Origin of the sequence: Nocardia asteroides, assembly GCA_019930625.1 — a bacterium.
Lineage (GTDB): Bacteria > Actinomycetota > Actinomycetes > Mycobacteriales > Mycobacteriaceae > Nocardia > Nocardia sputi.
On record CP082844.1, the window covers coordinates 575,397 to 598,740 of the forward strand.

Genomic DNA, 23,344 nt, shown 5'->3' on the forward strand with positions numbered 1-23,344 from the left:
CGCTCAGTCCATCGTCGGGATGACGAAGGCGTTGCTCTCCTTCAGGCCGGAAGGCCAGCGCTGCGTCACCGTCTTGGTCTTGGTGTAGAAGCGGATGGAATCCGGGCCGTGCTGGTTCAGGTCGCCGAAGCCGGAACGCTTCCAGCCGCCGAAGGTGTAGTAGGCGATCGGCACCGGGATCGGCACGTTGATGCCGACCATGCCGACCTGCACGCGCGCGGCGAAGTCGCGGGCGGTGTCGCCGTCGCGGGTGAAGATCGCGACGCCGTTGCCGTACTCGTGCTCGTTGGCCAGCCGCAAACCCTCTTCGTAGTCCTTGGCGCGCACCACGCTGAGCACCGGGCCGAAGATCTCCTCGCGATAGATCCGCATCTGCGGCGTCACCTTGTCGAACAGCGTCGCGCCGACGAAGTAGCCGTCCTCTGCGCCTTCCACGACCAGGCCGCGGCCGTCCACCACCAGCTCGGCCCCCTCATCGATGCCGATCTGGACGTAGTTGTTCACCCGGTTCACGCCGTCCTGGCCGACCAGCGGCCCGTAGTCGGCGCCGGGGTCGTCGGAACGGCCGACGTTGAGCTTGTGCACCCGCTCGGTCAGCTTCGCCACCAGGCGGTCGGCGGTCTCCTCGCCGACCGGGACGGCCACCGAGATCGCCATGCAGCGCTCGCCCGCCGAACCGTAGCCCGCGCCGATCAGCTGGTCGGCGACGTCGTCGAGGTCGGCGTCCGGCATGACGATCGCGTGGTTCTTCGCGCCGCCGAAGCACTGGGCGCGCTTGCCGTTGGCGGTCGCGGTCTCGTAGATGTACTGCGCGATGGGCGTCGAACCGACGAAGCCGACGGCCTTGACGCGCGGATCGTGCAGCAGTGTGTCGACGGCTTCCTTGTCGCCGTTGACCACGTTGAACACACCGGCGGGCAGACCCGCCTCGAGGAACAGCTCGGCCAGCCGCAGCGGCACCGAGGGGTCGCGCTCGGAGGGCTTGAGCACGAACGCGTTGCCGGTGGCCAGCGCGGGACCGGCCTTCCACAGCGGGATCATGGCCGGAAAGTTGAACGGGGTGATGCCCGCGACCACGCCGAGCGGCTGGCGCATCGAGTACACGTCGATGCCGGTGCCCGCGCCCTCGGTGTACTCGCCCTTGAGCAGGTGCGGGATGCCGGTGGCGAATTCGATGACCTCCAGGCCGCGCTGGATGTCACCCTTCGCGTCGGGGATGGTCTTGCCGTGCTCGGAGGACAGCAGGGCGGCCAGCGAATCCATCTCGTACTGCACCAGGGTCAGGAACTTCATCAGTACGCGCGCCCGCTTCTGCGGGTTGAACGCGGCCCACACCGGCTGCGCCGCCTCGGCGTTCGCGATCACCGCCTCGACCTCGGATTTGCTCGCCAGCGGCACCCGCGCCTGCACCTGACCGAGGTTGGGATCGAAGACGTCGCCGAAGTTGCCGGACTTGCCCGGCACATGCTGTCCGCCGATGAAATGGGTGAGTTCGCGAACCATGCCAGTCCTGTTCTCGTAGCCGATCGGGACACCGCTGAAGCGGTATGAGGTCATCCTATAGTTGGATGTCCAAGTATTCGTACAGCCGCGAGCGTGATGTGATTCATCCCACGCCTCCACGGCCGGCCTGGTCCGACACGCCGAGCCATTCCCCCGCCCATTCGGCGGCCGCGCGCGGCAATCCATGTCGCTCGCGGGCTATGCCTTCGATAGCGGAACAGCCGGATCGTCGCCCTGTGCCCGCCGCGGTCGTGCGAGGCGGAACGCGCCCGAAGCGAGCGTGATCGCGCCGATCGCGACGACCACCGCCGCCGCGCCGAGCGAGTCGTCGGTCCAATCCGAGACCGCCTGACCTGCCGCCAGCGCGATGGCCGCACCGCCCCCGAGAACCAGCACCGCCGTCCGCTGGGTCGCGTACAGCGCGAAGCAGACCAGCGCCACCAGCGCTGTCGTCCAGTAGGCCGAGGTCCGGCCATCGATCTCGAGACTCTGCGCGGCGGCGACCGAAGTGACGATCGCGACCAGGTATCCGACCCGGATGTCGACCACGGCGCCCATCCGCGTCAACGCGAACCACGCGGCACCGAGCAACAACACCGCCGCGCTGCCCCAGATGTCATCGAGACCGATCAGCTCGGTCAGGACCCCCGCGACGGCCGCGGGCACGAAGCAGGCGCAAACGAGCAGTCCCACGACCGAGGGCAGCGCGAGGTAACCGAGTACCGCGATCACCGCTCCCGCCGCGCACGCGAAAACCCAGGCGGCGTCGGATTGTCCACCCTCGAGCGCCGTGCCGACAGACCCGGCGAGCGCGACGGCGCCCAGCGCGAAGAGCACGGCCGCCAGCCTGGCGCGCGCACTGTTCGCGCTCGCGCGGCTGGACGACAACCCCGTGAGCAGAACGCCTCCCAGGAGCAGGCCCGCCGCCACGACGGCGAGCACGCCCACCCGGACCGGCCGCCCGAGATCATCCCAGGACGAGGCCGCCACCAGGAAGATCCCTCCGAACAACAGGCCGGCGCCGACGTAGGCCGCGATCTCGGCGAGCACCTTTCCGCGCGCGGCCGCCGCCGCCTGCTCGGCGGCGAGCGCCGCGACCACGGCATCGGCCTGGTCCCGAGTCAGCACGCCCTCGGCGACCAGCCGCCCTACCGCGGTCCTCGTCCTGTCGTCGCTCGCCATGCGCCCAGTATGTCCGAGTCGGCCGCCCGGACAACACAATCGCCCTCGGCGCGCATGGGCGAACCCGCACGCCGGTCGGATGTTCGAGCTACCGCCGGGCGATACGACGCAGGCGCGCGCACGTCGCACGACCGGCAACCGAAGTGCCACGGCCGTCCGCGCCGCTGGCGATGTGATCACAGTCACCGTACGATTAGTTTGACGTCCTAGTATCGGGCGACAATGGAATCCCCGGAGGAATCCCGTGGCCGACAGCAGCGCGCTCTACGCACCCACTCATCCCGTTCGCTTCGTCACCTCGGCGGCCCTGTTCGACGGGCACGACGCGGCGATCAACATCATGCGCCGCATCCTGCAGAGCCAGGGCGCCGAAGTGATCCACCTGGGCCACAACCGCTCGGTCACCGAGGTCGTCGACGCCGTGCTCACCGAGGACGTCCAGGGTGTCGCGGTCAGCTCCTATCAGGGCGGCCACATCGAGTACTTCGAATACCTGGCGGACGCCTTACGGAAGGCCGGAGCCGGGCACGTGCGGATCTTCGGCGGCGGCGGTGGCGTGATCGTCGCGGAGGAGATCGCGCGACTGGCCGGATCCGGCGTGACCATCTTCTCCCCCGAGGACGGACAGCGACTCGGCCTGCCGGGCATGATCAACCAACTGATCCGCGCCTGCGATATCGACCTCGCGGCCGAGCCGCCGGTGGCGGACGCGGTGCTCGCCGGCGAGCGCGCCGCCTTGGCTCGCGCCATCACCTGCCTGCAAGCGAACACCCTGCCGGAGACCGCCCGGCAGAAGCTGGCCGACGCCGCGGCGGCGCGGACCGTGCCGGTGCTCGGCATCACCGGTACGGGCGGGTCCGGAAAGTCGTCGCTCACCGACGAATTGGTCCGCAGGCTGCGTTCCGACCAGCAGGACAAGCCGCGGGTCGCGATCCTCGCGGTGGACCCGACCCGCCGCCGCGGGGGCGGCGCGCTGCTCGGTGACCGCATCCGGATGAACGTCCTCGACGGCGACCACGTCTTCTTCCGCTCGCTGGCCACCCGCGGTGGACGGGAGCTGCCCGACAACATCGACCTCATCCTGACCGCCTGCAAGGCCGCCGGATACGACCTGGTGATCCTGGAGACACCCGGCATCGGCCAGGGCGACGCCGCGGTGACCGACCACGTCGACGTGTCGATGTACGTGATGACGCCCGAGTTCGGCGCCGCCTCCCAGCTGGAGAAGATCGACATGCTGGACTACGCGGACGTCGTGGCGATCAACAAGTTCGAGCGCCGCGGCGCCGCGGACGCGCTGCGCGACGTGGCCCGGCAGCTGATCCGCAACCGGGAGGAGTTCCACGCCGCCCCGGAGGACATGCCGGTCTTCGGCACCAGCGCGGCGACGTTCAACGACGACGGGGTGACGGCGCTCTACCAGCACCTGACCGGGTTGCTCGCCGACCACGGCCTGCGACTGGAGCCCGGCGCGCTGCCCCGTGTGGATACCCGCACGTCCACGCGCTTCGCCCAGCTCATCCCGCCCGCGCGGGTGCGCTACCTGGCCGAGATCGCCGAGACGGTGCGCGGCTACCACGCCGAGACCGCCGCCCAAGTCGTCGCCGCGGGGCGGCTGCAACGCCTGGAGCAAGTGGCAGCCGAGCTACCCGGCGACACCGCCGTCGCCGAACTGGCCGACCGCGCCCGCGCCGACCTGACCCCCGCGAACGCCGCGCTGCTGGCCGAGTGGCCCGCGCTCGCCGAGTCCTATCGCGGCGACGAGCAGGTAGTACGGGTGCGCGACCGGGAGATCCACACTCCGCTGCGCCGGGAGACGCTGTCCGGCAACTCGATTCCGCGCGTCGCCCTGCCCCGTTACACCGATCACCGTGAACTGCTTCGCTTCCTGCGCGCCGAGAACCTACCCGGGCGATTCCCGTTCACGGCGGGCGTGTTCGCGTTCAAACGCGACAACGAGGACCCGGCGCGGATGTTCGCTGGCGAAGGCGATCCGTTCCGCACCAACCGCCGGTTCAAGGTGCTCAGCGAGCATTCCGACGCGAAAAGGCTGTCCACCGCGTTCGATTCGGTGACGCTCTACGGGCACGATCCGGCCGAGCGTCCCGACATCTACGGAAAGGTCGGCACGTCCGGGGTGTCGATCGCCTCGCTCGACGACATGAAGGTGCTCTACGACGGTTTCGATCTCGCCGCGCCCACCACGTCGGTGTCGATGACCATCAACGGCCCCGCGCCGACCATCCTGGCCTACTTCCTCAACACCGCCATCGATCAGGCGCTGGACCGCTTCACGGCGGAGCAGGGGCGGCCGCCCACCGACGCCGAGGCATCCGAGTTGCGCGCCCGGACGCTGGCCACGGTGCGCGGCACGGTGCAGGCCGACATCCTCAAGGAGGATCAGGGCCAGAACACCTGCATCTTCTCCACCGAATTCAGTCTGCGCATGATGGCCGACATCCAGGAATGGTTCGTGCGCAACGGCGTCCGCAATTTCTACTCGGTGTCGATCTCCGGCTACCACATCGCCGAGGCGGGCGCGAACCCGATCAGCCAGCTGGCCTTCACCCTGGCCAATGGATTCACCTACGTGGAGGCGTATCTCGCGCGCGGCATGCACATCGACGACTTCGCGCCGAACCTGTCGTTCTTCTTCTCCAACGGAATGGACCCGGAGTACTCGGTGATCGGCCGGGTGGCCCGCCGTATCTGGGCGGTCGCCATGCGCGACCGCTACGGCGCCAACGAACGGTCGCAGAAGCTGAAGTACCACATCCAGACCTCCGGCCGGTCGCTGCACGCCCAAGAGATGAACTTCAACGACATCCGCACCACGCTGCAAGCTCTGATCGCGATCTACGACAACTGCAACAGCCTGCACACCAACGCCTACGACGAAGCGGTCACCACCCCGACCGAGGATTCGGTGCGCCGCGCGCTGGCCATCCAGCTCATCATCAACCGGGAGTGGGGGGTGGCGATGAACGAGAATCCGCTCCAGGGCAGCTTCCTGGTCGACGAGCTCACCGATCTGGTCGAAGAGGCCGTGCTGGCCGAGTTCGACCGGATCAGCGAACGCGGCGGCGTGCTCGGCGCGATGGAGACCGGCTACCAGCGCGGCAAGATCCAGGACGAATCGATGCGCTACGAGCAGCGCAAACACGACGGTTCGCTGCCGATCATCGGGGTGAACACCTTCCGCAACTCCCACGACGAGCCCCAGCGGGTGCTGGAGCTGGCGCGTGGCACCGAAGCGGAGAAACAGTCCCAATTGCGGCGGGTCCGCGAGTTCCAGCAGCGCAACCGCGATGCCGCCCATGCCGCCCTGGCCCGGCTCGAAGCGGTCGCCCGCACCGACGACAACATCTTCGAGGTCCTGATGGACGCCGCCCGCGTGTGCACGCTGCAGCAGATCACCGACACGTTCTTCACCGTCGGCGGTCAGTACCGCCGCAATGTGTGAGCGGTCGCTCGCGTATCTTCGAGCACCCGATACGGCGTCGCCCGGTGGCCCGGCTCGCGCTCGCGGGCAGGGGCCCGCGACCGAGGATTGGGCCGAACTCGCCGAGCGATCCCCCTCCGGGTGTTTTCGAGCCCACCGCGCGCGGGGCATGTGACAATCGCCGAGCAAACCTTCGGCGCGGTTGGGACGGCAGACATGGATCTCTCGGGCATTCGGATCATCGACGCACACATCCACCAGTGGGATCCGTTCACCACACCGCGAGATTTCAGCGTCCTGGCGAAGATGTTCCGCCTGCTGCCGGTGCCGGTGGACGCGGCGAAGCGCCTCGCACCGCGGCGGGACCGGCAGTTCGTCGGTGATCCGGCCGCCTACCTGCGGCCCTACTTGCCGTTCGACTACCGCGCCGACGCGGGGAACGCACCGGTCGAGGTGGTCGCGCACATCGAGGTCGAATGGTCACAGCCGGGCCCGCTCGGGAAGGCCGGGGAGACCGCGTGGGTGGCAGGCCTGCCGCTGGAGACGGCGCCACGACTCGGGGCGATCCTCGCAGGCGGCGACCCGGCCGACCCGGGGTTCGCCGAGTTGCTCGACGCGCACGCGGCCGCGTCGCCGCTGCTGCGCGGCATCCGCACCATGGTCGCCCACCATCCCGATCCCGGCGTGCGGTCGTTCACCGACGCGCCCGGCAAACTGACCACCAAGGAGTTCCTCGACGGATTCGCGCGCCTGGCCGAGCGCGGCCTGTCCTTCGAAGCGTGGGTGTACTCGCACGCCATTCCCGACGTCACCGCGCTGGCCGAACGCTATCCCGAGGTGCCGATCGTGCTGGACCACCTGGGCACGCCCGCGGGGATCTTCGGCGGCGTCGGCAAACACACCGGCACCAATCCCGGACTGCGCAGGCAGCTGTTGGTGCGGTGGCGCGACGATCTCGCCGCACTCGCCGCGCGCCCGAACGTGGTCGCGAAGGTGAGCGGGCTGATGATGCCGATCCTCGGCCACCCGATTCCACCGCGGGGCACCTCGACGCCCGTGCCGCAGCTGCTCGACCGGATCGGCCCACTGGTCGAGCACGCCTTGGAAGTCTTCGGCGCGGACCGACTCATCTGGGGTTCGAATTTCCCCGTGGACAAGCCGGTCACCAGCATCGCGAACAGTATCGAGGCGATCGCGACGGCTGTCACCGGCCACGGCGGCGGGCGCGCGGAACTCGAGCAGGTCTTCCGCACCACCGCGCAGCGGGTGTACCGGATCGCGGACTGAGACGGTCCCACTTCGGGGCCGGGCGATCATGTCGGTGCCCGTGGCTAGGATCTGCCGCGTGAAAGCGACCGGCACCTTCTCCGTGAGTTCCTTCGTCCCGGCCGAAGTGGCCCCCGATTCGACGATCACCACCGCGCTACCGGTGGGCGTCGCCATCATCGCCAAGCAGTTCCACGGCGGGATCGAGGGCCGCTCGTCGACGGTCTTCACCTCCGCGTTCGACCAGGCCACCGGCGTGGGCAGCTACGTGGCCATGGAGTCGTTCGATGGCGCCCTCGGCGGCGTCTCGGGCGCCTTCAACTTCCTGCATGTCGCGAGCACCACCGGCTCCGACCGGACCAACGAGTTCTGCGCAATCGTCCCCAGCAGCGGCACCGGCGGCCTCGCGGGGATCACGGGCACCGGCGGGCTCAGCGTGGACGCCGACGGCACCCACCGCATCTGGTTCGACTACGAACTCGGCTGAGCCGCGCGAGCCAGTCGCGCGGTGAGCGTGCCGCGAGCGGTCGCCAGTGACGGCCCGTACCAGGTGAGAGCGCGACCCTCCACCAACGCGACCGGAATCCCCGCGAACGCGTCCGGCCCGTCGGATTCGGTGAAGACGTACGGCTCGTCGGGAAGCACTGCCAACTCGACACCCGCGGTCAACTCTTCCTCGCTGACGCGCGGATAGCGATCGGGGCGATCGGCGTGCACCAGCCGCAGGCCCAGGCGATGGGCGATGTCGCCGGTGAACGTGTCCCGCCCGACCACCATCCACGGGTTGCGCCAGATCGGGATCACGGCGGCACGAGGCGGCGCCGGGGGAGGTGGCGTCCAGGCGGTTTCGGCCTCGGCCAGCCACGCCGGGACCTCGACACCCAGCGCTTCCACGCAGAGCCGGGCGAGCGAGGCGATGGCGTCGTCGACCGTCTCTATTTCGGTGACCCACACCGGGATCCCCGCCGCGCGCAGGCGTTCGACATCGATGCGGCGGTTCTCCTCTTTGTTGCACAGCACCAAGTCGGGAGCGAGTTCGACGATGCGCCGCACGTCAGGGTTCTTCGTGCCGCGAACCCGCTCGACCGCCAAATCGGCCGGGTGCGTGCACCATCGCGTGGCGGCAACCAGGACCTCGGGACAGGTGAGTGCCACCGCCTCGGTCAGTGACGGAACGAGCGACACCACCCGGCGCGGCGGTGTGCGCACGTCCACGGGAGTTGCGAGGTCGTCGCGAGGCAATCCGGCCCACGGACTATTCCCTGCCACGCTGTCAGCCTATAACAGAACATCCGCGCTGCTCGGTGCCCTTTTCGAGCACGAAGAGGGGCTGTGTGGCAGTCGGCGGTTCACCGCCGAGTTCGGCGCAAGGGCAGTGCCAAGGCGCTCCTGGGGCAGTTCCGTGCCGGGTTGCGCGGCAGGAGAATTGATATCGGCACCCGGCGTCGGGAAGTCTCCGGTCCCTTCGCTCCGCCGGAATCGATCCCGCCCCGACAGACCGGCGGTAACCGACAGCCTCGATGCTGGGTGCCAACCAACGTCAGCGGTCGAACAGCCGATAGACAGCGGTGAGTTCACGCAGACCGGTCGCGGCGACCGTCTCGTCGGCCGAGGTCATCCGCAAGGCTTTGCGCAGCAGCACGGGATCCAGATCCTCCGGCGCCGGGCGGAATTCGACGGCGGGCAGGTCGGGCAGAGCAGCGTGCTCGCCGTACGGGTCGTCGGAAACGGGTGATCGCGGCTCGCGCTCGATGCCGCCGATGAGTGTGTCCAGGTCGAGTCCCCGCAGGGTGAGGATCTCCCGCGGGCGTTCGTCGAGTCGCTCGGCCAGCAGGTAGCAGACCGCGGCCACGTGCTTGCACGGCCAGCCCGGGTCGGGGCAGGTGCAGGAGAAATCCAGGTCCGCCGCCGTGCTCGGCAGCAGCAGCGGCCCCAACCCCGTCGGCAACGCGCCCGAGGCGATCTCGGCGAGCATGCCCGGAGCCGAACGAATGGTCTCGATGAGCAACTCGAGTTCGTCCTCGCGCAGCGGGCGCACAGTGAACACCGCTGTGAACGGGCGCGGTTGACTGCCTTGAACTTCCGCGGTCACCGCGCCCGGCTCGATCCGGTAGTTCACGACCTGGCCGGACCTGGCGTAATTGCGGCCGCGCGCCAGCCGGCCCGGCTCCGCCATCCGCTCGACCGCTTCCACCAGCGCCTTACCCCACCAGGTGCGACCGAAGCCGCCGCGCAGGCTGCGTGCTGTGACTCCGCCGCGCACCGGCAGCTTCTTTCCGTACTCGGAGTAGTCGACGAAACTCATTCACCCACCGCCGCCGCGCCGAGGGTGAACAGGTCGCGCAGTTCGTCGGTGCTCAGTTCGGTGATCCAATTCTCCCCCGCACCGACGGCCAGATCGGCGAGTTGCCGCTTTCCGTTGATCATCTCGTCGATCCGCTCCTCGATCGTGTCCACACAGACCAGCTTGCGTACCTGCACGTTGCGTCGCTGACCGATACGGAAGGCGCGGTCGGTGGCCTGGTTCTCCACCGCGGGATTCCACCAGCGGTCCAAGTGGATCACGTGGTTGGCGGCGGTGAGATTGATTCCGGTGCCACCCGCTTTGAGCGACAACAACATCAGCGGCGGTCCGTCCGGCGCCTGGAATCCGGCGACCATCGCGTCGCGCTTCTTCTTCGGCACGCCACCGTGCAGAAACGGGATCTGCGCTCCGAACCGCTCCGCCAGATAGGGCGCGACCAGCTCCCCGAACTCCCGGAATTGCGTGAACAGCAGAGCCTTCTCGCCGTCGGCCAGCACCGCGTCCACTACGTCTTCGACGAGGGCGAGCTTGCCGGAGCGGTGCGCCCCGCGGTGCAGCACACCCGACCCGTCGCCCAGGAAATGCGCCGGATGGTTGCACACCTGCTTGAGCCGGGTGAGCGCACCGAGCACGGCGCCTTTGCGCGCCATCCCTTCGGCGTCCTTGATCTTGGCCAGCATGTCGTCCACCACCGCCTGATAGAGCGCGGCCTGCTCGACGGTGAGATTGGCCCGCACCGTCATCTCGAGTTTGTCCGGCAGGTCGCTGATCACCGTGGGGTCGGTCTTCACGCGCCGCAGCACGAACGGCTGGGTGAGCCAGCGCAGGCGGCTGATCGCGTTCTGGTCGCGTTCTCGTTCGATGGGCACCGCGAAGCGGGCGCGGAACGACTGTGGACTGCCGAGCACCTTCGGCATCGCGAAATCCATGATCGAGCGCAGTTCTTCCAACCGGTTCTCCACCGGAGTGCCGGTGAGCGCCAACCGATGCCGCGCCCGCAGCGACCGCGCCGCCCGCGCCTGCCGCGTTCCGGCGTTCTTGATGTGCTGCGCTTCGTCCAAGACGACGCGGTTCCACTGCTGCTTGCCGAGTTCCTCGGCGTCGCGGACGAGCAGCGCGTAGGTGGTGATCACCAGATCCGCGGCGGCGACCGTCTCGTCGAGTTCGGCGCCGGTCCGCCGTCCCGCGCCGTGGTGCACCCACACCCGCAGGTCGGGGGCGAAGCGTTCCGCCTCGCGCTGCCAGTTGCCGACCACCGACATCGGGCACACGAGCAAGGTGGGGCCCGGCTCAGCAGCATCGGGCGTAACGGTCGGCGACGAGTTCTCGCGCTCGTGTACCAGCAACGCGAGCACCTGAACGGTTTTGCCGAGTCCCATGTCGTCGGCCAGGATTCCACCGCACCCCATCCGGCTCATTGTGACCAGCCAGGACAGGCCGCGTTCCTGGTACGGGCGCAGCTCGGCCTTCAGGCCGACGGGCGGGGCGACCGCCGCCGGCTCATGCGTGCGGTCGAGCAGGTCGGCCGCCCACCCCGAGGCCGTGACGTCGGTGATCGGCACCTGCGGCACGCGCGAGACCGCGATCTCGCCGAGCATGTCCGCGAAGGTGACCGGGGAGTCGTCGGCATGCGCGGCGACATACCGGGCCGCCGCGGCCAGCGCCTTGTGATCGGCCTGCACCCACTGACCGCGCAGCTGGACCAGATCGGATTTGCCGCGCACCAGGCGTTGCATCTCGGCCGCGGTCAACACCATGTCGCCGAGCGCGAGCTCCCACCGGTAGGAGACCAGGCCACGCAGACCGACCGTGCTCTCCGCCGCGGGCACCGCACTGTCCACGCGCAGCCGCATACTCGGTTCGGCGACGCTCCACGCGCGCGGCAGCAGCAACTGGACTCCGGCGGCGTGCAGGGCGTGCGCGCCGTGCGCCACCAGGTCCAGCACCACCTCGGTGGGCAACAGCAGATCCAGGCTGCGCGGATCGCTCGGCAGGTCGCGCAGCCTCGGATACGCGCGCTGCGCCGCGCCGAGCTTGTCCACGGCGATCCGTATCAGATTCGGATCTTCCTGCAAGACAACCGTTTTCGGTGCCTCACCGGTGACCCGCAGGCAGACCTCCAGTCGCCACAGCGCCACCCCATCGTCGGCCACGCCGATCTCGCCGTCCGGTTCCAGCAGGCGCAGCACCAGCTCCGGCTCGTCACCGGTCAGACTGGCCCGCCAGCGCTCCAGCACCTCCGCGACCTGGTAGCTGCCGTTGTCCAGCGCGGTGTCGCCCACCAGCGCGGCCAGCAACAGATGCGACGCGCCCGGCGGGTCGGCCAGCGCCCGCGCGATCGGATCGGTGAGTTCGGTGACCATATCGTCGAGCAGCGCGCCCGGACGCCCGGCCACCCGCAGGGCCTGCGGCATGGCGACCGCCAGTTCGGCCAGCCACGCACGTTGCCGCTCCCCGCCGACCAGCCGCCAGCGCACCCACCACTGCCCGTCCTCCCTGCGCAGCTCCGGCACGACCCGCCCGGCGCGCACCCAGCGTTCGATGCCATGGGCGACGTGCGCGAGGAAACGCAGATCGCCCGACACCAGCTCGGCGGGAAGCCGCTGCCGAAGGGCCTCGGCCGCCGCCACGGGGGCCAGGGCGTGCGCACGCACCCGCTCGGTAGCGGTGACGCCGCCCGCGACGACCAAGACTTCGGCCCGGTGCCGGAATTTCGACGCCCGCAGCACGCGGCCCAGCGGATCGGGAAGCTCGGCGGACGCGGCAGCGACCGGCGAGTCGTGCCAGAGCAGCAACCCGGATCCCGGCGACCACAGTCCGTGCAGCATCAACCCATCCAAGCAGGCGGCCCCGACACGCCCGCGCACCCCGTGGTCGGCAGGATCGTCGAGCAGTTCGATCGGGGTGGCCGGAACGCGCCGAACGTGACCACCGCACCGAGCCGTCACACCGCGCCGACGTCCGGGTTTCCACGCCGAGAACACCCGACCGGCGCGCCTTCGGCCCGGTCGAACCGACTCCGCTGCCGTGGCACGAGCACCGGATGTCACCCGAGGCGGCACGAGCGGGACTCGCCGCCTGCCGTCAGCCGGGACGGTGCAGGTCCTTCGGGATGTCGTACCGATGATCCATGCGAAACCCCCAGTTCAGGAGCAGTATGGACGGTACCGACAGTGTGCTGGACCACGCGAATTCGAGGTGGACCACGTGTACCGGGAAGACATCGCAATGTCGCGGCCGGACGAATGGACGTGTCACTACCGATCGGCGCCGGTTCGGCACATACTGGGTTATTCGCAGGTCATCGCAGAGAAACCGCAGCTTGGTGTCGAGGAAGCGGAGGAAGCAGCATGACGATCCTGCTCCAGGTTCTCGAGCAGAGCTTCACACCGACGACCGCGTGGGAACGGCGCAAGTGGACCTTCGTGCACGCCGACAAGATCGTCGGCATGCGGCTCGACGGGCAGTGCGGCGTATGGCTGGACCTGTCGCGGCCCGGGGAATCCCAGTGCCTGGCCCGCACCACCCACCCGAGCGAGGCGATCACGTTCCTGCTCACCACGTTCGCCAAGATCGCCGAATGCGAGGAGCAGGGCGGCTCGTGGCTGATCGGGCACGACGGCACGCATATCGAGTCGATCGCGGCCACTCGGTTCCCGCCCCGGGCGAGCGAGGTCACCGACGACGATCTCCTGGCCCGCGCCTGGCTGTAGGTCCCCCGCTGGTCAGCTACCTGTCGCGACCGGTCGTTTCGGATCGTTCGACCATTGCGACCACGACCCGGGATACAAGGCCGCCTCCACTCCCACGATGGCGAGGGCCGCGACCTGGTGCGCCGCTGTCACGCCGGAACCGCAGTACACGGCCACCGGCCCGGACCCGAAACCGGCGAAACGATCGCGCAATTGCTCCACTGCGCGGAAGCGGCCCTTGGCATCGAGATTGTCGGCGGTCGGCGCGCTGAGTGCGCCGGGTATGTGGCCGGCGCGGGGGTCGATCGGCTCCACGTCACCGCGGAAACGCTCCGCGGCCCGGGCATCCAGGAGTACGCCCTTCCAGCGAGCCGCCGCGTCGGCATCGATCACCGGCAGATGGCCGGGGCTCAGGTCGACGTCGCCGGGCTCGGGATCGGGTTCGGCGCCGGTCGCGACGGGTTCGCCCGCCTCGATCCAGCCGGGCAGCCCGCCGTCGAGAATGCGCACGTCCGCGACACCCGCCCAGCGCAGCAGCCACCAGGCTCGGGCGGCGGCCATGCCACCGGTGGCGTCGTAGACGACCACGGGATCGCCGTTGCGCAGACCCCAACTGCGCGCGCACTTCTCCAACTGCGCGAGGTCCGGCAAGGGATGCCTGCCGCGCGCGGGTGAGGGCGGCGCGGCCAGTTCGATCTCCAGGTCGACGAACACCGCACCCGGGATGTGGCCTGCGAGATAGTGCTGCGGCCCGTCCGGGTCGCCCAGCGCCCATCGGACATCCAGTAGGTGAAGCCGCTTGTCCGCCAAGGCGTCCCGAAGCTCTCCCGGTGAGATCAGTACCGCGCTCAACTCAGCTCCTCGTCCCGAATCGCGTCCTCGCGCACCGACTCCCCTACCCTACGCATCCGGATGTGCCGATGTCGCCATACTCTCGTGTCCCATGTCACCCGCCGGTCCAAGTCAGGCCAGTTTCCGGGCACTGGCAGGCGACACGCCCGCGTGACCAGGGGCAATATCCGACCGGTGTCGAATGTTTCCACCGACCCCACCCCCGTGACGCGGGAACCCGAACGGTCGAAGACCGGGCTACTGCCCCCGCTGGGCGCGGGCGCGGTGACGGCGCTCGTCGGTTTCACCAGCTCGTTCGCGGTGGTGCTGAGCGGATTGACCGCGGTGGGAGCGAGTCCCGCCCAAGCCGCGTCGGGCCTGCTCGCGCTGTGCCTCACGCAGGCGGTCGGCATGATGGCGCTGAGTTACCGCTACCGGATGCCGATCACGCTGGCCTGGTCCACGCCCGGCGCGGCGCTGCTGGCCGGGACCGGCGCGGTGGCGGGCGGCTGGCCCGCCGCGATCGGGGCGTTCGTGGTCGCGGGGGCGCTGATCGTGGTCACCGGACTGTGGCAGCGGCTGGGCACGCTGGTCGCCGCGATCCCGGTGGAGATAGCACAGGCCATGCTGGCCGGTGTGCTACTGCCGTTGTGCCTGGCTCCGGTCCGGGCCGTGCAGACCAGTCCGGCGGTGGTGGTGCCGGTGATCCTGGTCTGGCTCGTGCTGCAACGGTATGCCCAGCGCTGGGCCGTGATCGCCGCGTTCGCGACCGCGGCGCTCGGCGCCGCGATCAGCATCATGGCGCAGCACCGGCACCTCGACGTGGCCGCGATGGCCCCGCGGCTGGAACTGACGCTGCCGCACTGGAGCTGGCAAGCGCTGATCGGCGTCGCGATCCCGCTCTACGTCGTGACCATGGCGTCGCAGAACATCCCGGGGACCGCGGTACTGGCCTCGTTCGACTACCGGGTGCCCTGGCGCGCGGCGATGACCGTCACCGGTCTCGGCACCGTCGCCGGGGCGCCCGCGGGCGGGCACGCGATCAACCTCGCCGCCATCAGCGCCGCGCTCTCGGCAGCCCCCGCCGCGCATCCGGACCCGAAGCGGCGCTGGATCGCGGCGTTCACCACGGGCGTGATGTATCTGGCCCTAGCGCTGGGTTCGGCCGCCCTGGTGACGTTGATCGCGACCGCTCCGGCGGGAACGCTGGAAACCGTCGCCGGCCTGGCCCTGCTGGCGACCCTGGCGGCGGCGCTCGGCGCGGCACTGCGCTCCGAGCACCGCGAGGCAGGCGTCGTGACCTTCGTGATCGCCGCCTCCGGGGTCGGGTTCGCCGGCATCGGCGCCGCTTTCTGGGCGCTGCTCGCCGGGCTCGTGGTGCGCAAAGTGCTGCCTCGGTCGCAATGAGCCCGGCCGAGGAAGTGCGTCCACGGCTCACCGGGTCGAGCGAAGGCTCGGCAGCCGCCTACGCCTGCAGGGCGGCCTGGAAGCGGCGCATTCCGTCGAGCCAGCGATCGTAGTCGGAGCCCTTGTGGCGGTACATCTTCAGCACCTCGGGGTGCGGAAGGATCAAGAAGCGCTCGTCGGCCACCCCGGTCAGCACGACCTCGGCGACCTCCTCCGGGGACAGCACCGCACCCGCGCTGGTGACGGCCTTCACCGCGAGTTCCGCCTCGGCGGCGTGCTCCGGCGGAACCAGGCCGCCCTGCAGCAACCGCGTGTCCACGCCCATCGGGCACACGCAGCTCACCCGGACCCCACGGTCGCCGTAGGTGACCGACAGCCATTCCGCGAACCCGACGGCCGCGTGCTTGGACACCGCGTAGGGCGCCGAACCGAGCTGGGTGAGCAGCCCCGCCGCCGACGCCGTGCCGACGAAGTAGCCGCCGCCGCGCGCCAGCCATCCGGGCACCAGCATCCGCGCGGCGCGGACGTGCGCCATCACGTTGACCTCGAGCGCGGCTGCCCACTGCTGGTCGGTGCTGTCCAGGCCCGCGCCGCCGCCGATGCCCGCGTTGGCGAAATACAGGTCCACCGGCCCGAATTCGGCCTCGGCGCGGTCGATCGACTCGCGGATGACCGCCTCGTCGGCCACATCACCACCCACCGCGACCGCACCCGGCCCCAGAGACTCCGCCACCCTGGCCGCACTCGCACCGTCCAGATCGGCCAGCACCACGCGCGCCCCTGCCGCGACGAGCCGGGCGGCCAACGCCGCCCCGATCCCCGCGCCCGCCCCCGTCACAATGGCCACTTTGCCCGAAATCTCCATTCCCGCACCCTAGCGGGACATCGCGCTGTCCCGGAGCCACCGCGGCCGCCGCGAGCCGCGTCGGGGAATCGGTCGCGCGGTGTAACCGGGCGGCCCGGAAGTTCGAGCCGACGCGCACAACCCCCGCTATCCCACTCGTCTACTTGGCGAACGGCGACGACTCGAACCTCAGCACAGTCGAGGTCAGGGGCGTTCACCCCGAGTTCGCCAGGCGATCGAGCAGCGGTGCGGTGCGCGGACCGACCAGCTCGCGCATCACCAGCGCCATGTTGGTGCGCTCGACGCCGGGGATCTTGAGGATCTGCCCGGCGATGCGATACAGGTCGTCGGCGTCGCGCGCGACCACTCGCACCGTCAGATCGGTGAGTCCGGTCATGCCGCACACCTCGGTCACCTCGGGCACCTCGGCGAGTTCGTCGACCACCGAATCCAGCCGGTGCTGGTCGACGACGACCGCCACGAACGCGGCGAGCGGATAACCGAGCGCGCGCGGCTCGACTCGACGCTCGAAGCTGCCGAGCACGCCACCGGCCTCCCAGCGGGACAACCGGGCCTGCACGGTATTGCGGGACAGGCCGAGCCGCGCGGCCAGCTCGACACCCGTCGCCCTGGGATTGGCGACCAGCTCCAGGAGCAGCCTGGCGTCGGTGGCATCCAGGCTCACGGCGACGTTTTCTCTGGTCATACCACGCAGTATGACATCAGCCCGCGAGTCGCAATTGAGCATTCTGCCCATCCATCGGCCGACCGCTTGCGCAGTTCGCATTGAGGTGGATGCTGTGAAGTAGGGCACATTCCGGTGTGTCGCTACGGCCTGGTGAGGAGGCGATCGTCCATGCCCGGCAAGTCCGAGTATCCGGTTCAGTTGGTGCAGCCGGATGGTCGCCGTGTCCTCGATCCAGCGCATGCCGCGCTGGTCACCGACATCGGGCCGCAGCAGCTGCGGGCGTTGTACGCGGACATGGTGGTCACCCGGCGGATCGACGTCGAGGCCACCGCGCTGCAGCGGCAAGGCCAGCTCGGCCTGTGGGCGCCCCTGCTCGGACAGGAGGCCGCCCAGGTCGGCTCGGCGCACGCGTTGCGTCCCGACGACTACGTGTTCTGCAGCTACCGCGAAACGGCGGTCGCCTACTGCCGCGGGGTGCCGCCCACCGATCTCACCCGGCTCTGGCGCGGAGCCGCCCACCATTGCTGGGACCCGCGTCCGGTGAACATGACCAACCCGAACATCGTCGTCGGTTCCCAGGGCCTGCACGCGACCGGTTACGCGTTCGCCGCGCACTTGGACGGCGCCGAGATCGCCACCATCGCCTATTTCGGCGACGGCGCCAGCAGTCAGGGCGATCTGGCCGAGGCGCTCGGATTCGCCGCGAGCTGGAGCGCGCCCGTGGTGTTCTTCTGCCAGAACAACCATTGGGCGATCAGCGAACCGGTGCGGGTCCAGAGCGCGACACCGATCGCCCACCGCGCGTACGGATACGGCATGCCGGGCACGCAGGTCGACGGCAACGATGTGCTCGCCGTGCTCGCCGTGACCAGACAGGCGGTGGCCAGGGCGCGCTCCGGCGGCGGCCCGTCGTTCATCGAAGCGCTCACCTACCGGATGGGTCCGCACACCACCGCGGACGATCCCACCCGCTACCGCTCGGCCGCCGAGACCGAGCAGTGGGCGCGGCGCGATCCGATCGACCGTGTCCGCAGGCTGCTCGAGCACGAAGGGCACTGGGACGACGCGTTCGCCGCCCAGGTCGCCGAGCGTTCGGACGCGGTCGCCCGAGCGGTGCGCGGCGCGACCATCGGCATGCCCGATCCGGCGCCGAGCGAGCTGTTCGACCACGTCTACACCGCTCCGCACCCGCTGATCACCGAACAGCGGAGGGCATACGCGCAATACCTGGCCGGTGATCCCGGCGGGCACCGCGCACCAGCAGAAGGAGTCCCGCGATGATCACCACCTTCGCCGCCGCGCTCAACACCGGCTTACGCCGCGCGCTGGAGGACGATCCGAAGGTCTTGCTGATGGGCGAGGACATCGGCCGCCTCGGCGGCGTATTCCGGGTGACCGACACGTTGCAGAAGGACTTCGGCGACAACCGCGTCATCGATACGCCGCTGGCCGAATCCGGCATCATCGGAACGGCTTTCGGCATGGCGCTCCGGGGCTACCGGCCGGTGTGCGAGATCCAGTTCGACGGCTTCGTCTATCCCGCCTTCGATCAGATCGTCTCGCACGTCGCCAAGATCAACTATCGCACCCAGGGAAAGGTCAACGCGCCGTTGACCATTCGCATCCCGTTCGGCGGCGGCATCGGTTCGGTCGAGCACCACTCCGAATCACCCGAAGTCTATTTCGCGCACACCGCTGGGCTGCGCGTCGTGACACCGAGCAACCCCTCGGACGCGTACTCGATGATCCGCCGGGCGATCGCGTTGAACGACCCGGTGATCTTCTTCGAGCCCAAGCGCAGGTACTGGGACAAAGCCGACGTCGACTTCGTCGCGCTCGACCGCGACGGCGGCATGGCACTGGACCGCGCGCGCGTGTGCACCACGGGTTCGGACGCGACCGTCGTCGCCTACGGCGGCACCGTGGCGACCGCGCTGTCGGCCGCGCGGATCGCCGCGCGGGAGGGACGCGCACTCGAGGTGATCGACCTGCGCAGCCTGTCTCCGATCGATTTCGACACCATCGAGGAGTCGGTCGCGAAGACCGGACGGCTGGTCGTCACGCACGAGGCGCCGGTATTCGCCGGGCTCGGCGCCGAGATCGCCGCGCGAATCACCGAGCGCTGCTTCTACCACTTGGAGGCGCCGGTGCTGCGCGTCGGCGGATTCGACATCCCCTACCCCCCGGCTAAGCTCGAGAAGCACCACCTGCCCGACCCCGACCGCATTCTCGACGCGGTCGACCGTTCCCTCGCCGCGTGAGGCGGGCTCGCCGTAGTGAGAGGTGCTCCCGTGGAAAACTCGGCCCGTCAAGACTTTTCGGCGTCCGTGTTGGAATTCCGGTTGCCGGACCTCGGGGAGGGCCTCGCCGACGCCGAACTGGTGGCGTGGGAGGTGGCCGTCGGCGACACGGTCGAGTTGAATCAGGCCATCGCCGAAGTGGAGACCGCCAAAGCGGTCGTGTCGTTGCCGTCGCCGTTCGCGGGCCGGGTGGTGGAATTGCTCGCGCGGCCGGGCGACACCGTCGCGGTGGGGGCGCCGCTCATCCGCGTGGAGCAGGCGGCCCGGCCGGAAGAGACCACGAGGGAAACGGGCCGTGCGTCGGTCTTGGTGGGTTATGGCCCCGAAGAAGAGGCCACATCCCGGCGGCGGCCTCCCTCGGAACAACACCGCGTCTCGCCGCCCGCCGAGGCGGATACCGAACTGCGGGAACCGGAACGGCCGGGCAAAGCGCTCGGCGAAACCCGCCCGGCGGCTACACCCGCCGCACGAAAACTCGCTCGTGAACTCGGCATTGACCTGTGGTTCATCGCGGGCTCAGGTCCGGGTGGCGCGGTTACCCTCGATGACGTGCGCGGCGCGGTGCCCGTCTCCCAGCCGCGTCCGGTCGGACCGGCCGACGCGCCCGCCGGGACGGCCCTCCCGTCAGCGCGCGAGGAACGCACTCCGATCAGTGGCATCCGCAAGCGCACCGCGGCGGCGATGACGAACAGCGCGCGCACCATCCCGCAGGCCGGGGCTTTCGTCACCGTCGACTGCACCGCCTCGATGGAACTCCTCGACCACCTGCGCAGCACCAAACCGTTCGCGGGCCTGACCCTGACGCCGCTGCCGCTGGTCGCCAAGGCCACGCTCGCCGCGCTGGCCGACCATCCCGGCATGAACGTCTTCTGGGACGAAGCCTCCGGAGAAATCGTCACCAAGCACTACGTGAACCTGGGGATCGCGGTGGCCACCGAGCGTGGGCTGCTGGTACCGAACATCAAAGAAGCGCAGACCTCGAGCCTGCGCGACCTGACCCGCGAGATCGGCTGGCTGGCCGAGACCGCCCGCGCGGGCCGCGCGACGCCCGCCGACCTGCGCGGCGGCACCTTCACCATCACCAACGTCGGCGTCTTCGGCGTGGACGCCGGAGTCCCGCTGGTCAATCCGGGCGAGTCCGCCATCCTGTGTCTCGGCTCGATCAGCAAGCGGCCGTGGGTCGTCCGGGACGAGATCGCCGTCCGGTGGGTGACAACCCTCGGCGTCAGCTTCGACCATCGCGTGATCGACGGCGAGCTCGCGGCCCGATTCCTCACCACCACCGCGGGATTCCTGGAAGACCCGCTCACCCTGCTCAGCCGCGTGTGATGCCGTCCGCCCTCGGCGCTCAGTCCGTGACGAGCGCCGCCGCCGCGGTGCGGATGACCTCCGGGATCTCGACCGGCTTGCGGGTCTCGGCGTCCACGTAGACGTGCACGAAGACGCCGGTGGCGGACAGTTCCAGCGCGCCGTCGGCCCCCCGGAAGATGGCCAGGTCGTAGGTGATGCTGGAGCGGCCGAGCCGGGAGATGCGCAAGCCGACCTGCAACTGGTCGGGGAAACTGATCGAGCCGAGGTACTGGCAGGAGGTCTGCGCCACCACTCCGAGCGCGGGCAACTCGCGGATGTCGGTTCCGGTGGCGTGCATCAACCACGCGTTGACCGCGGTGTCGAAGTACGAGTAGTAGGTCACGTTGTTCACGTGCCCGTAGTGGTCGTTGTCGGCCCACCGGGTCGGCACCGGCCAGAGCACCGGATACTGCTGCGTCACCCGGCCGACGATAGCTCAGTGGGAATGCGGCTGTATCCATCGAGCCGCGTGCGGGGCCCTACGTGGCTACGCGAGCTCCCTCCTCCGGGCCTGACCGCACGCGGCTGTATCCATCGAGCCGCGTGCGGGGCCCTACGTGGCTACGCGAGCTCCCTCCTCCGGGCCTGACCGCACGCGGCTGTATCCATCGCGCCGCGTGCGGGGCCCTACGTGGCTACGCGAGCTCCCTCCTCCGGGCCTGACCGCACGCGGCTGTGCCGGTGGTCGCGCGGGGAGACGCCGAAGTGCCGCTTGAACGCGGTGCTCAGCGCGAAGGCACTGCCGTACCCGACCTGACGGGCGATGGCCTCGACCGTGGCGTCGGACTCCTGCAGCAGGTCGGCGGCCAGTGCAAGCCGCCATTCGGTGAGGAAGGCCATCGGCGGCTCACCCACCAGGTCGGTGAACCGGCGCGCCAGCGCGGCCCGCGACACCCCCACCGCCTCGGCCAAGCCCGCGACCGTCCACCCGTGCGCCGGATTGTGCTGGAGCAGGCGCAGGGCTCTGCCGACCAGCGGGTCACCGTAGGCGTGGTACCAGGCGGGCGCGTCGTTGCGGGCGAACCAGGCGCGCAGCGCGGCGATCAGCACCAGATCCAGCAGGCGATCCAGCACGGCGCTCTGGGCGGGCTCGTCCTTGGTCACCTCGTCGACCAGGATGTCGAGCACCCGGCTGTCGAAGTCGTCGCGCTGCAACACCAGCGCGGGTGGGAGCGCGCGCAGCAGGCGCTGGCTGGCCGCGCCCGCGGACTCATAGGTGCCGGTGACCATCAGGGTCGCTCCGTGCGGATCGGTCCCCCACTGCCGGACACCCAAACTGAGTGTTTCGCAAAGAATTTCGCCGTCCGGCGTCTTCGTCACCTGGCCGGGATGGATGACGATCTGCGGTTCGGTGGCCGGGTCGTCGGCCACCGTGTACGGCGCGGGCCCGCGAAAGATCGCGACATCGCCCGCGCCCAACTGCCGCGGCGCGCCCTGATCGGTGACGATCCACCCGCCGCCGCGGATCATCGACAGCACGGTCAGCGGCGCCTCGTCCTCGATGCGCAGCGACCACGGCGGATTCAGCAGCGAGCACATCAGGAACGCGCCGCGAGCGCGAGGGCCTTCGAGCAGACTGGCGAGCGCATCCACGCCTCCAGAGTAGACGATCACGCATGATCATGAGCCGCTGAACCATGTTCCGTCTCAGCTGCGGCGGATGTACTTGGATCCATGACAAACACCACCGCTGACCACCACCTCATCCTCGTGACCGGCGGCACCGGCAAGACCGGCAGCCGTGTCCTCACCCGGCTGCGCGCGGCCGGGCATCCGGTCCGCGTCGGCTCGCGAGCCGCGGACATCCCGTTCGACTGGGCCGACCGCGGCACCTGGCCCGCCGCGCTGACCGGCGTGCGCGCCGTCTACGTCGCGTTCCAGCCGGACCTCGCGGTCCCCGGCGCGCCCGAGGTGATCCGCGCGTTCGCCGGGGCCGCCGCGCAAGCAGGCGTGCGCAAGCTGGTGCTGCTGTCCGGGCGGGGCGAGCCGGAGGCCGTGCAGTGCGAGCAGGCCGTGCGGGACTCGGGCCTGCACTGGACGATCATGCGCAGCAGTTTCTTCGCGCAGAACTTCAGTGAGGGCGCGTTCACCGATTACATCCTGGCCGGGGAACTCGCACTGCCCAATGGCAGCGTGCCCGAGCCGTTCGTGCACGCCGACGACATCGCCGACGTAGCCGTCGCCGCGCTCACCTCGGACCGGCACGACGGCGAGATCTACGAACTGACCGGGCCGCGGGCGATCACCTTCGGCGAGGCGGTCGCGGAGATCGCGGCGGCCACCGGAAGGCCGATCGCCTTCGTGCCCGTCTCCCGAACGGATTTCGTCGCCGGACTGACCGAAACCGGAGTTCCCGCCGACGTGGTGAGCCTGCTCGACTACTTGTTCGGCACCGTGCTCGACGGGCGCAACGCCGAGCCGGGCGAGGGCGTACGCCGTGCGCTCGGCCGCAGTCCGAAGGATTTCGCCGACTACGTCACGCAGACGGCGGCCACCGGAATCTGGAATGTCCCGGCCGCATGAGGCGTTGAGAA

General features: G+C 69.7%; 19 protein-coding genes. 9 read left to right on the forward strand and 10 right to left on the reverse strand.

Annotation, left to right across the window (positions count from 1 at the left end):
* Positions 1–3 precede the first annotated feature (3 nt).
* Both K8O92_02715 and K8O92_02720 read right to left on the reverse strand, forming a co-directional pair.
* Complete coding sequence (locus K8O92_02715; protein UAK35391.1) at positions 4–1,503, reverse strand: CoA-acylating methylmalonate-semialdehyde dehydrogenase; 1,500 nt, start codon at positions 1,501–1,503, stop codon at positions 4–6.
* A gap of 198 nt (positions 1,504–1,701) precedes the next feature.
* Complete coding sequence (locus tag K8O92_02720; GenBank protein ID UAK32946.1) at positions 1,702–2,685, reverse strand: DUF2157 domain-containing protein; 984 nt, start codon at positions 2,683–2,685, stop codon at positions 1,702–1,704.
* A gap of 244 nt (positions 2,686–2,929) precedes the next feature.
* On the opposite strand from K8O92_02720, the gene K8O92_02725 reads away from it, so the two are divergent.
* The 3 genes from K8O92_02725 to K8O92_02735 all read left to right on the forward strand — a co-directional run bounded on the left by K8O92_02725 (position 2,930) and on the right by K8O92_02735 (position 7,880).
* Complete coding sequence (locus K8O92_02725) at positions 2,930–6,148, forward strand: cobalamin-dependent protein (protein UAK32947.1); 3,219 nt, start codon at positions 2,930–2,932, stop codon at positions 6,146–6,148.
* Between the two features lie 195 nt (positions 6,149–6,343).
* Complete coding sequence (locus tag K8O92_02730; GenBank protein UAK32948.1) at positions 6,344–7,414, forward strand: amidohydrolase family protein; 1,071 nt, start codon at positions 6,344–6,346, stop codon at positions 7,412–7,414.
* A 28-nt stretch (positions 7,415–7,442) separates the two neighbouring features.
* Complete coding sequence (locus K8O92_02735) at positions 7,443–7,880, forward strand: DUF3224 domain-containing protein (protein UAK32949.1); 438 nt, start codon at positions 7,443–7,445, stop codon at positions 7,878–7,880.
* On the opposite strand, the gene K8O92_02740 is transcribed toward K8O92_02735, so the two are convergent.
* The 3 genes from K8O92_02740 to K8O92_02750 form a co-directional block, all read right to left on the reverse strand.
* Positions 7,865–8,608: a helical backbone metal receptor gene (locus K8O92_02740; protein ID UAK35392.1), complete on the reverse strand. Its 744-nt coding sequence runs from the start codon at positions 8,606–8,608 to the stop codon at positions 7,865–7,867. The two genes, K8O92_02735 and K8O92_02740, sit on opposite strands and share 16 nt — an antisense overlap.
* Positions 8,609–8,933: 325 nt before the next feature.
* Entirely contained in the window at positions 8,934–9,698 is a 765-nt protein-coding gene (locus K8O92_02745) for an SWIM zinc finger family protein (protein UAK32950.1), read from the reverse strand.
* Positions 9,695–12,526 (reverse strand): DEAD/DEAH box helicase, encoded by a 2,832-nt coding sequence (locus K8O92_02750; GenBank protein ID UAK32951.1) that lies wholly within the window; start codon positions 12,524–12,526, stop codon positions 9,695–9,697. The genes K8O92_02745 and K8O92_02750 overlap by 4 nt, the downstream gene beginning before the upstream one ends.
* 522 nt (positions 12,527–13,048) lie before the next feature.
* Here K8O92_02750 and K8O92_02755 point away from each other — a divergent pair.
* Positions 13,049–13,411: a hypothetical protein gene (locus tag K8O92_02755; protein UAK32952.1), complete on the forward strand. Its 363-nt coding sequence runs from the start codon at positions 13,049–13,051 to the stop codon at positions 13,409–13,411.
* Positions 13,412–13,423: 12 nt separating this feature from the next.
* Here the strand turns inward: K8O92_02755 and K8O92_02760 are convergent, their stop codons facing one another.
* Positions 13,424–14,230: a sulfurtransferase gene (locus K8O92_02760; protein UAK35393.1), complete on the reverse strand. Its 807-nt coding sequence runs from the start codon at positions 14,228–14,230 to the stop codon at positions 13,424–13,426.
* A 186-nt stretch (positions 14,231–14,416) separates the two neighbouring features.
* Between K8O92_02760 and K8O92_02765 the strand changes: the two genes are divergently transcribed.
* Positions 14,417–15,628 (forward strand): benzoate/H(+) symporter BenE family transporter, encoded by a 1,212-nt coding sequence (locus K8O92_02765; GenBank protein UAK32953.1) that lies wholly within the window; start codon positions 14,417–14,419, stop codon positions 15,626–15,628.
* A 58-nt stretch (positions 15,629–15,686) separates the two neighbouring features.
* On the opposite strand, the gene K8O92_02770 is transcribed toward K8O92_02765, so the two are convergent.
* Positions 15,687–16,493, reverse strand: coding sequence for an SDR family oxidoreductase (locus K8O92_02770; GenBank protein ID UAK32954.1), 807 nt, complete (start codon positions 16,491–16,493; stop codon positions 15,687–15,689).
* A 193-nt stretch (positions 16,494–16,686) separates the two neighbouring features.
* Positions 16,687–17,178 (reverse strand): Lrp/AsnC family transcriptional regulator, encoded by a 492-nt coding sequence (locus tag K8O92_02775; protein UAK32955.1) that lies wholly within the window; start codon positions 17,176–17,178, stop codon positions 16,687–16,689.
* 150 nt (positions 17,179–17,328) lie between these two features.
* Here K8O92_02775 and pdhA point away from each other — a divergent pair, with 150 nt between their 5' ends.
* The 3 genes from pdhA to K8O92_02790 are packed head-to-tail and all read left to right on the forward strand — an operon-like array spanning position 17,329 to position 20,789.
* Positions 17,329–18,441 (forward strand): pyruvate dehydrogenase (acetyl-transferring) E1 component subunit alpha, encoded by a 1,113-nt coding sequence (pdhA, locus tag K8O92_02780; GenBank protein UAK32956.1) that lies wholly within the window; start codon positions 17,329–17,331, stop codon positions 18,439–18,441.
* Positions 18,438–19,421, forward strand: coding sequence for an alpha-ketoacid dehydrogenase subunit beta (locus K8O92_02785; GenBank protein ID UAK32957.1), 984 nt, complete (start codon positions 18,438–18,440; stop codon positions 19,419–19,421). Before pdhA ends, K8O92_02785 begins: the two co-directional genes overlap by 4 nt.
* A 30-nt stretch (positions 19,422–19,451) precedes the next feature.
* A complete protein-coding gene (locus K8O92_02790; protein ID UAK32958.1) occupies positions 19,452–20,789 on the forward strand; it encodes a 2-oxo acid dehydrogenase subunit E2 in 1,338 nt (445 codons plus the stop codon).
* A gap of 19 nt (positions 20,790–20,808) precedes the next feature.
* Here the strand turns inward: K8O92_02790 and K8O92_02795 are convergent, their stop codons facing one another.
* Together K8O92_02795 and K8O92_02800 are read right to left on the reverse strand one after the other, a co-directional pair.
* On the reverse strand, positions 20,809–21,243 hold the full coding sequence (locus tag K8O92_02795; protein ID UAK35394.1) for an acyl-CoA thioesterase: 435 nt from the start codon (positions 21,241–21,243) through the stop codon (positions 20,809–20,811).
* Between the two features lie 194 nt (positions 21,244–21,437).
* A complete protein-coding gene (locus tag K8O92_02800) occupies positions 21,438–22,403 on the reverse strand; it encodes an AraC family transcriptional regulator (GenBank protein ID UAK32959.1) in 966 nt (321 codons plus the stop codon).
* An 81-nt stretch (positions 22,404–22,484) separates the two neighbouring features.
* On the opposite strand from K8O92_02800, the gene K8O92_02805 reads away from it, so the two are divergent.
* Complete coding sequence (locus tag K8O92_02805) at positions 22,485–23,333, forward strand: NAD(P)H-binding protein (GenBank protein ID UAK32960.1); 849 nt, start codon at positions 22,485–22,487, stop codon at positions 23,331–23,333.
* Positions 23,334–23,344 lie beyond the last annotated feature (11 nt).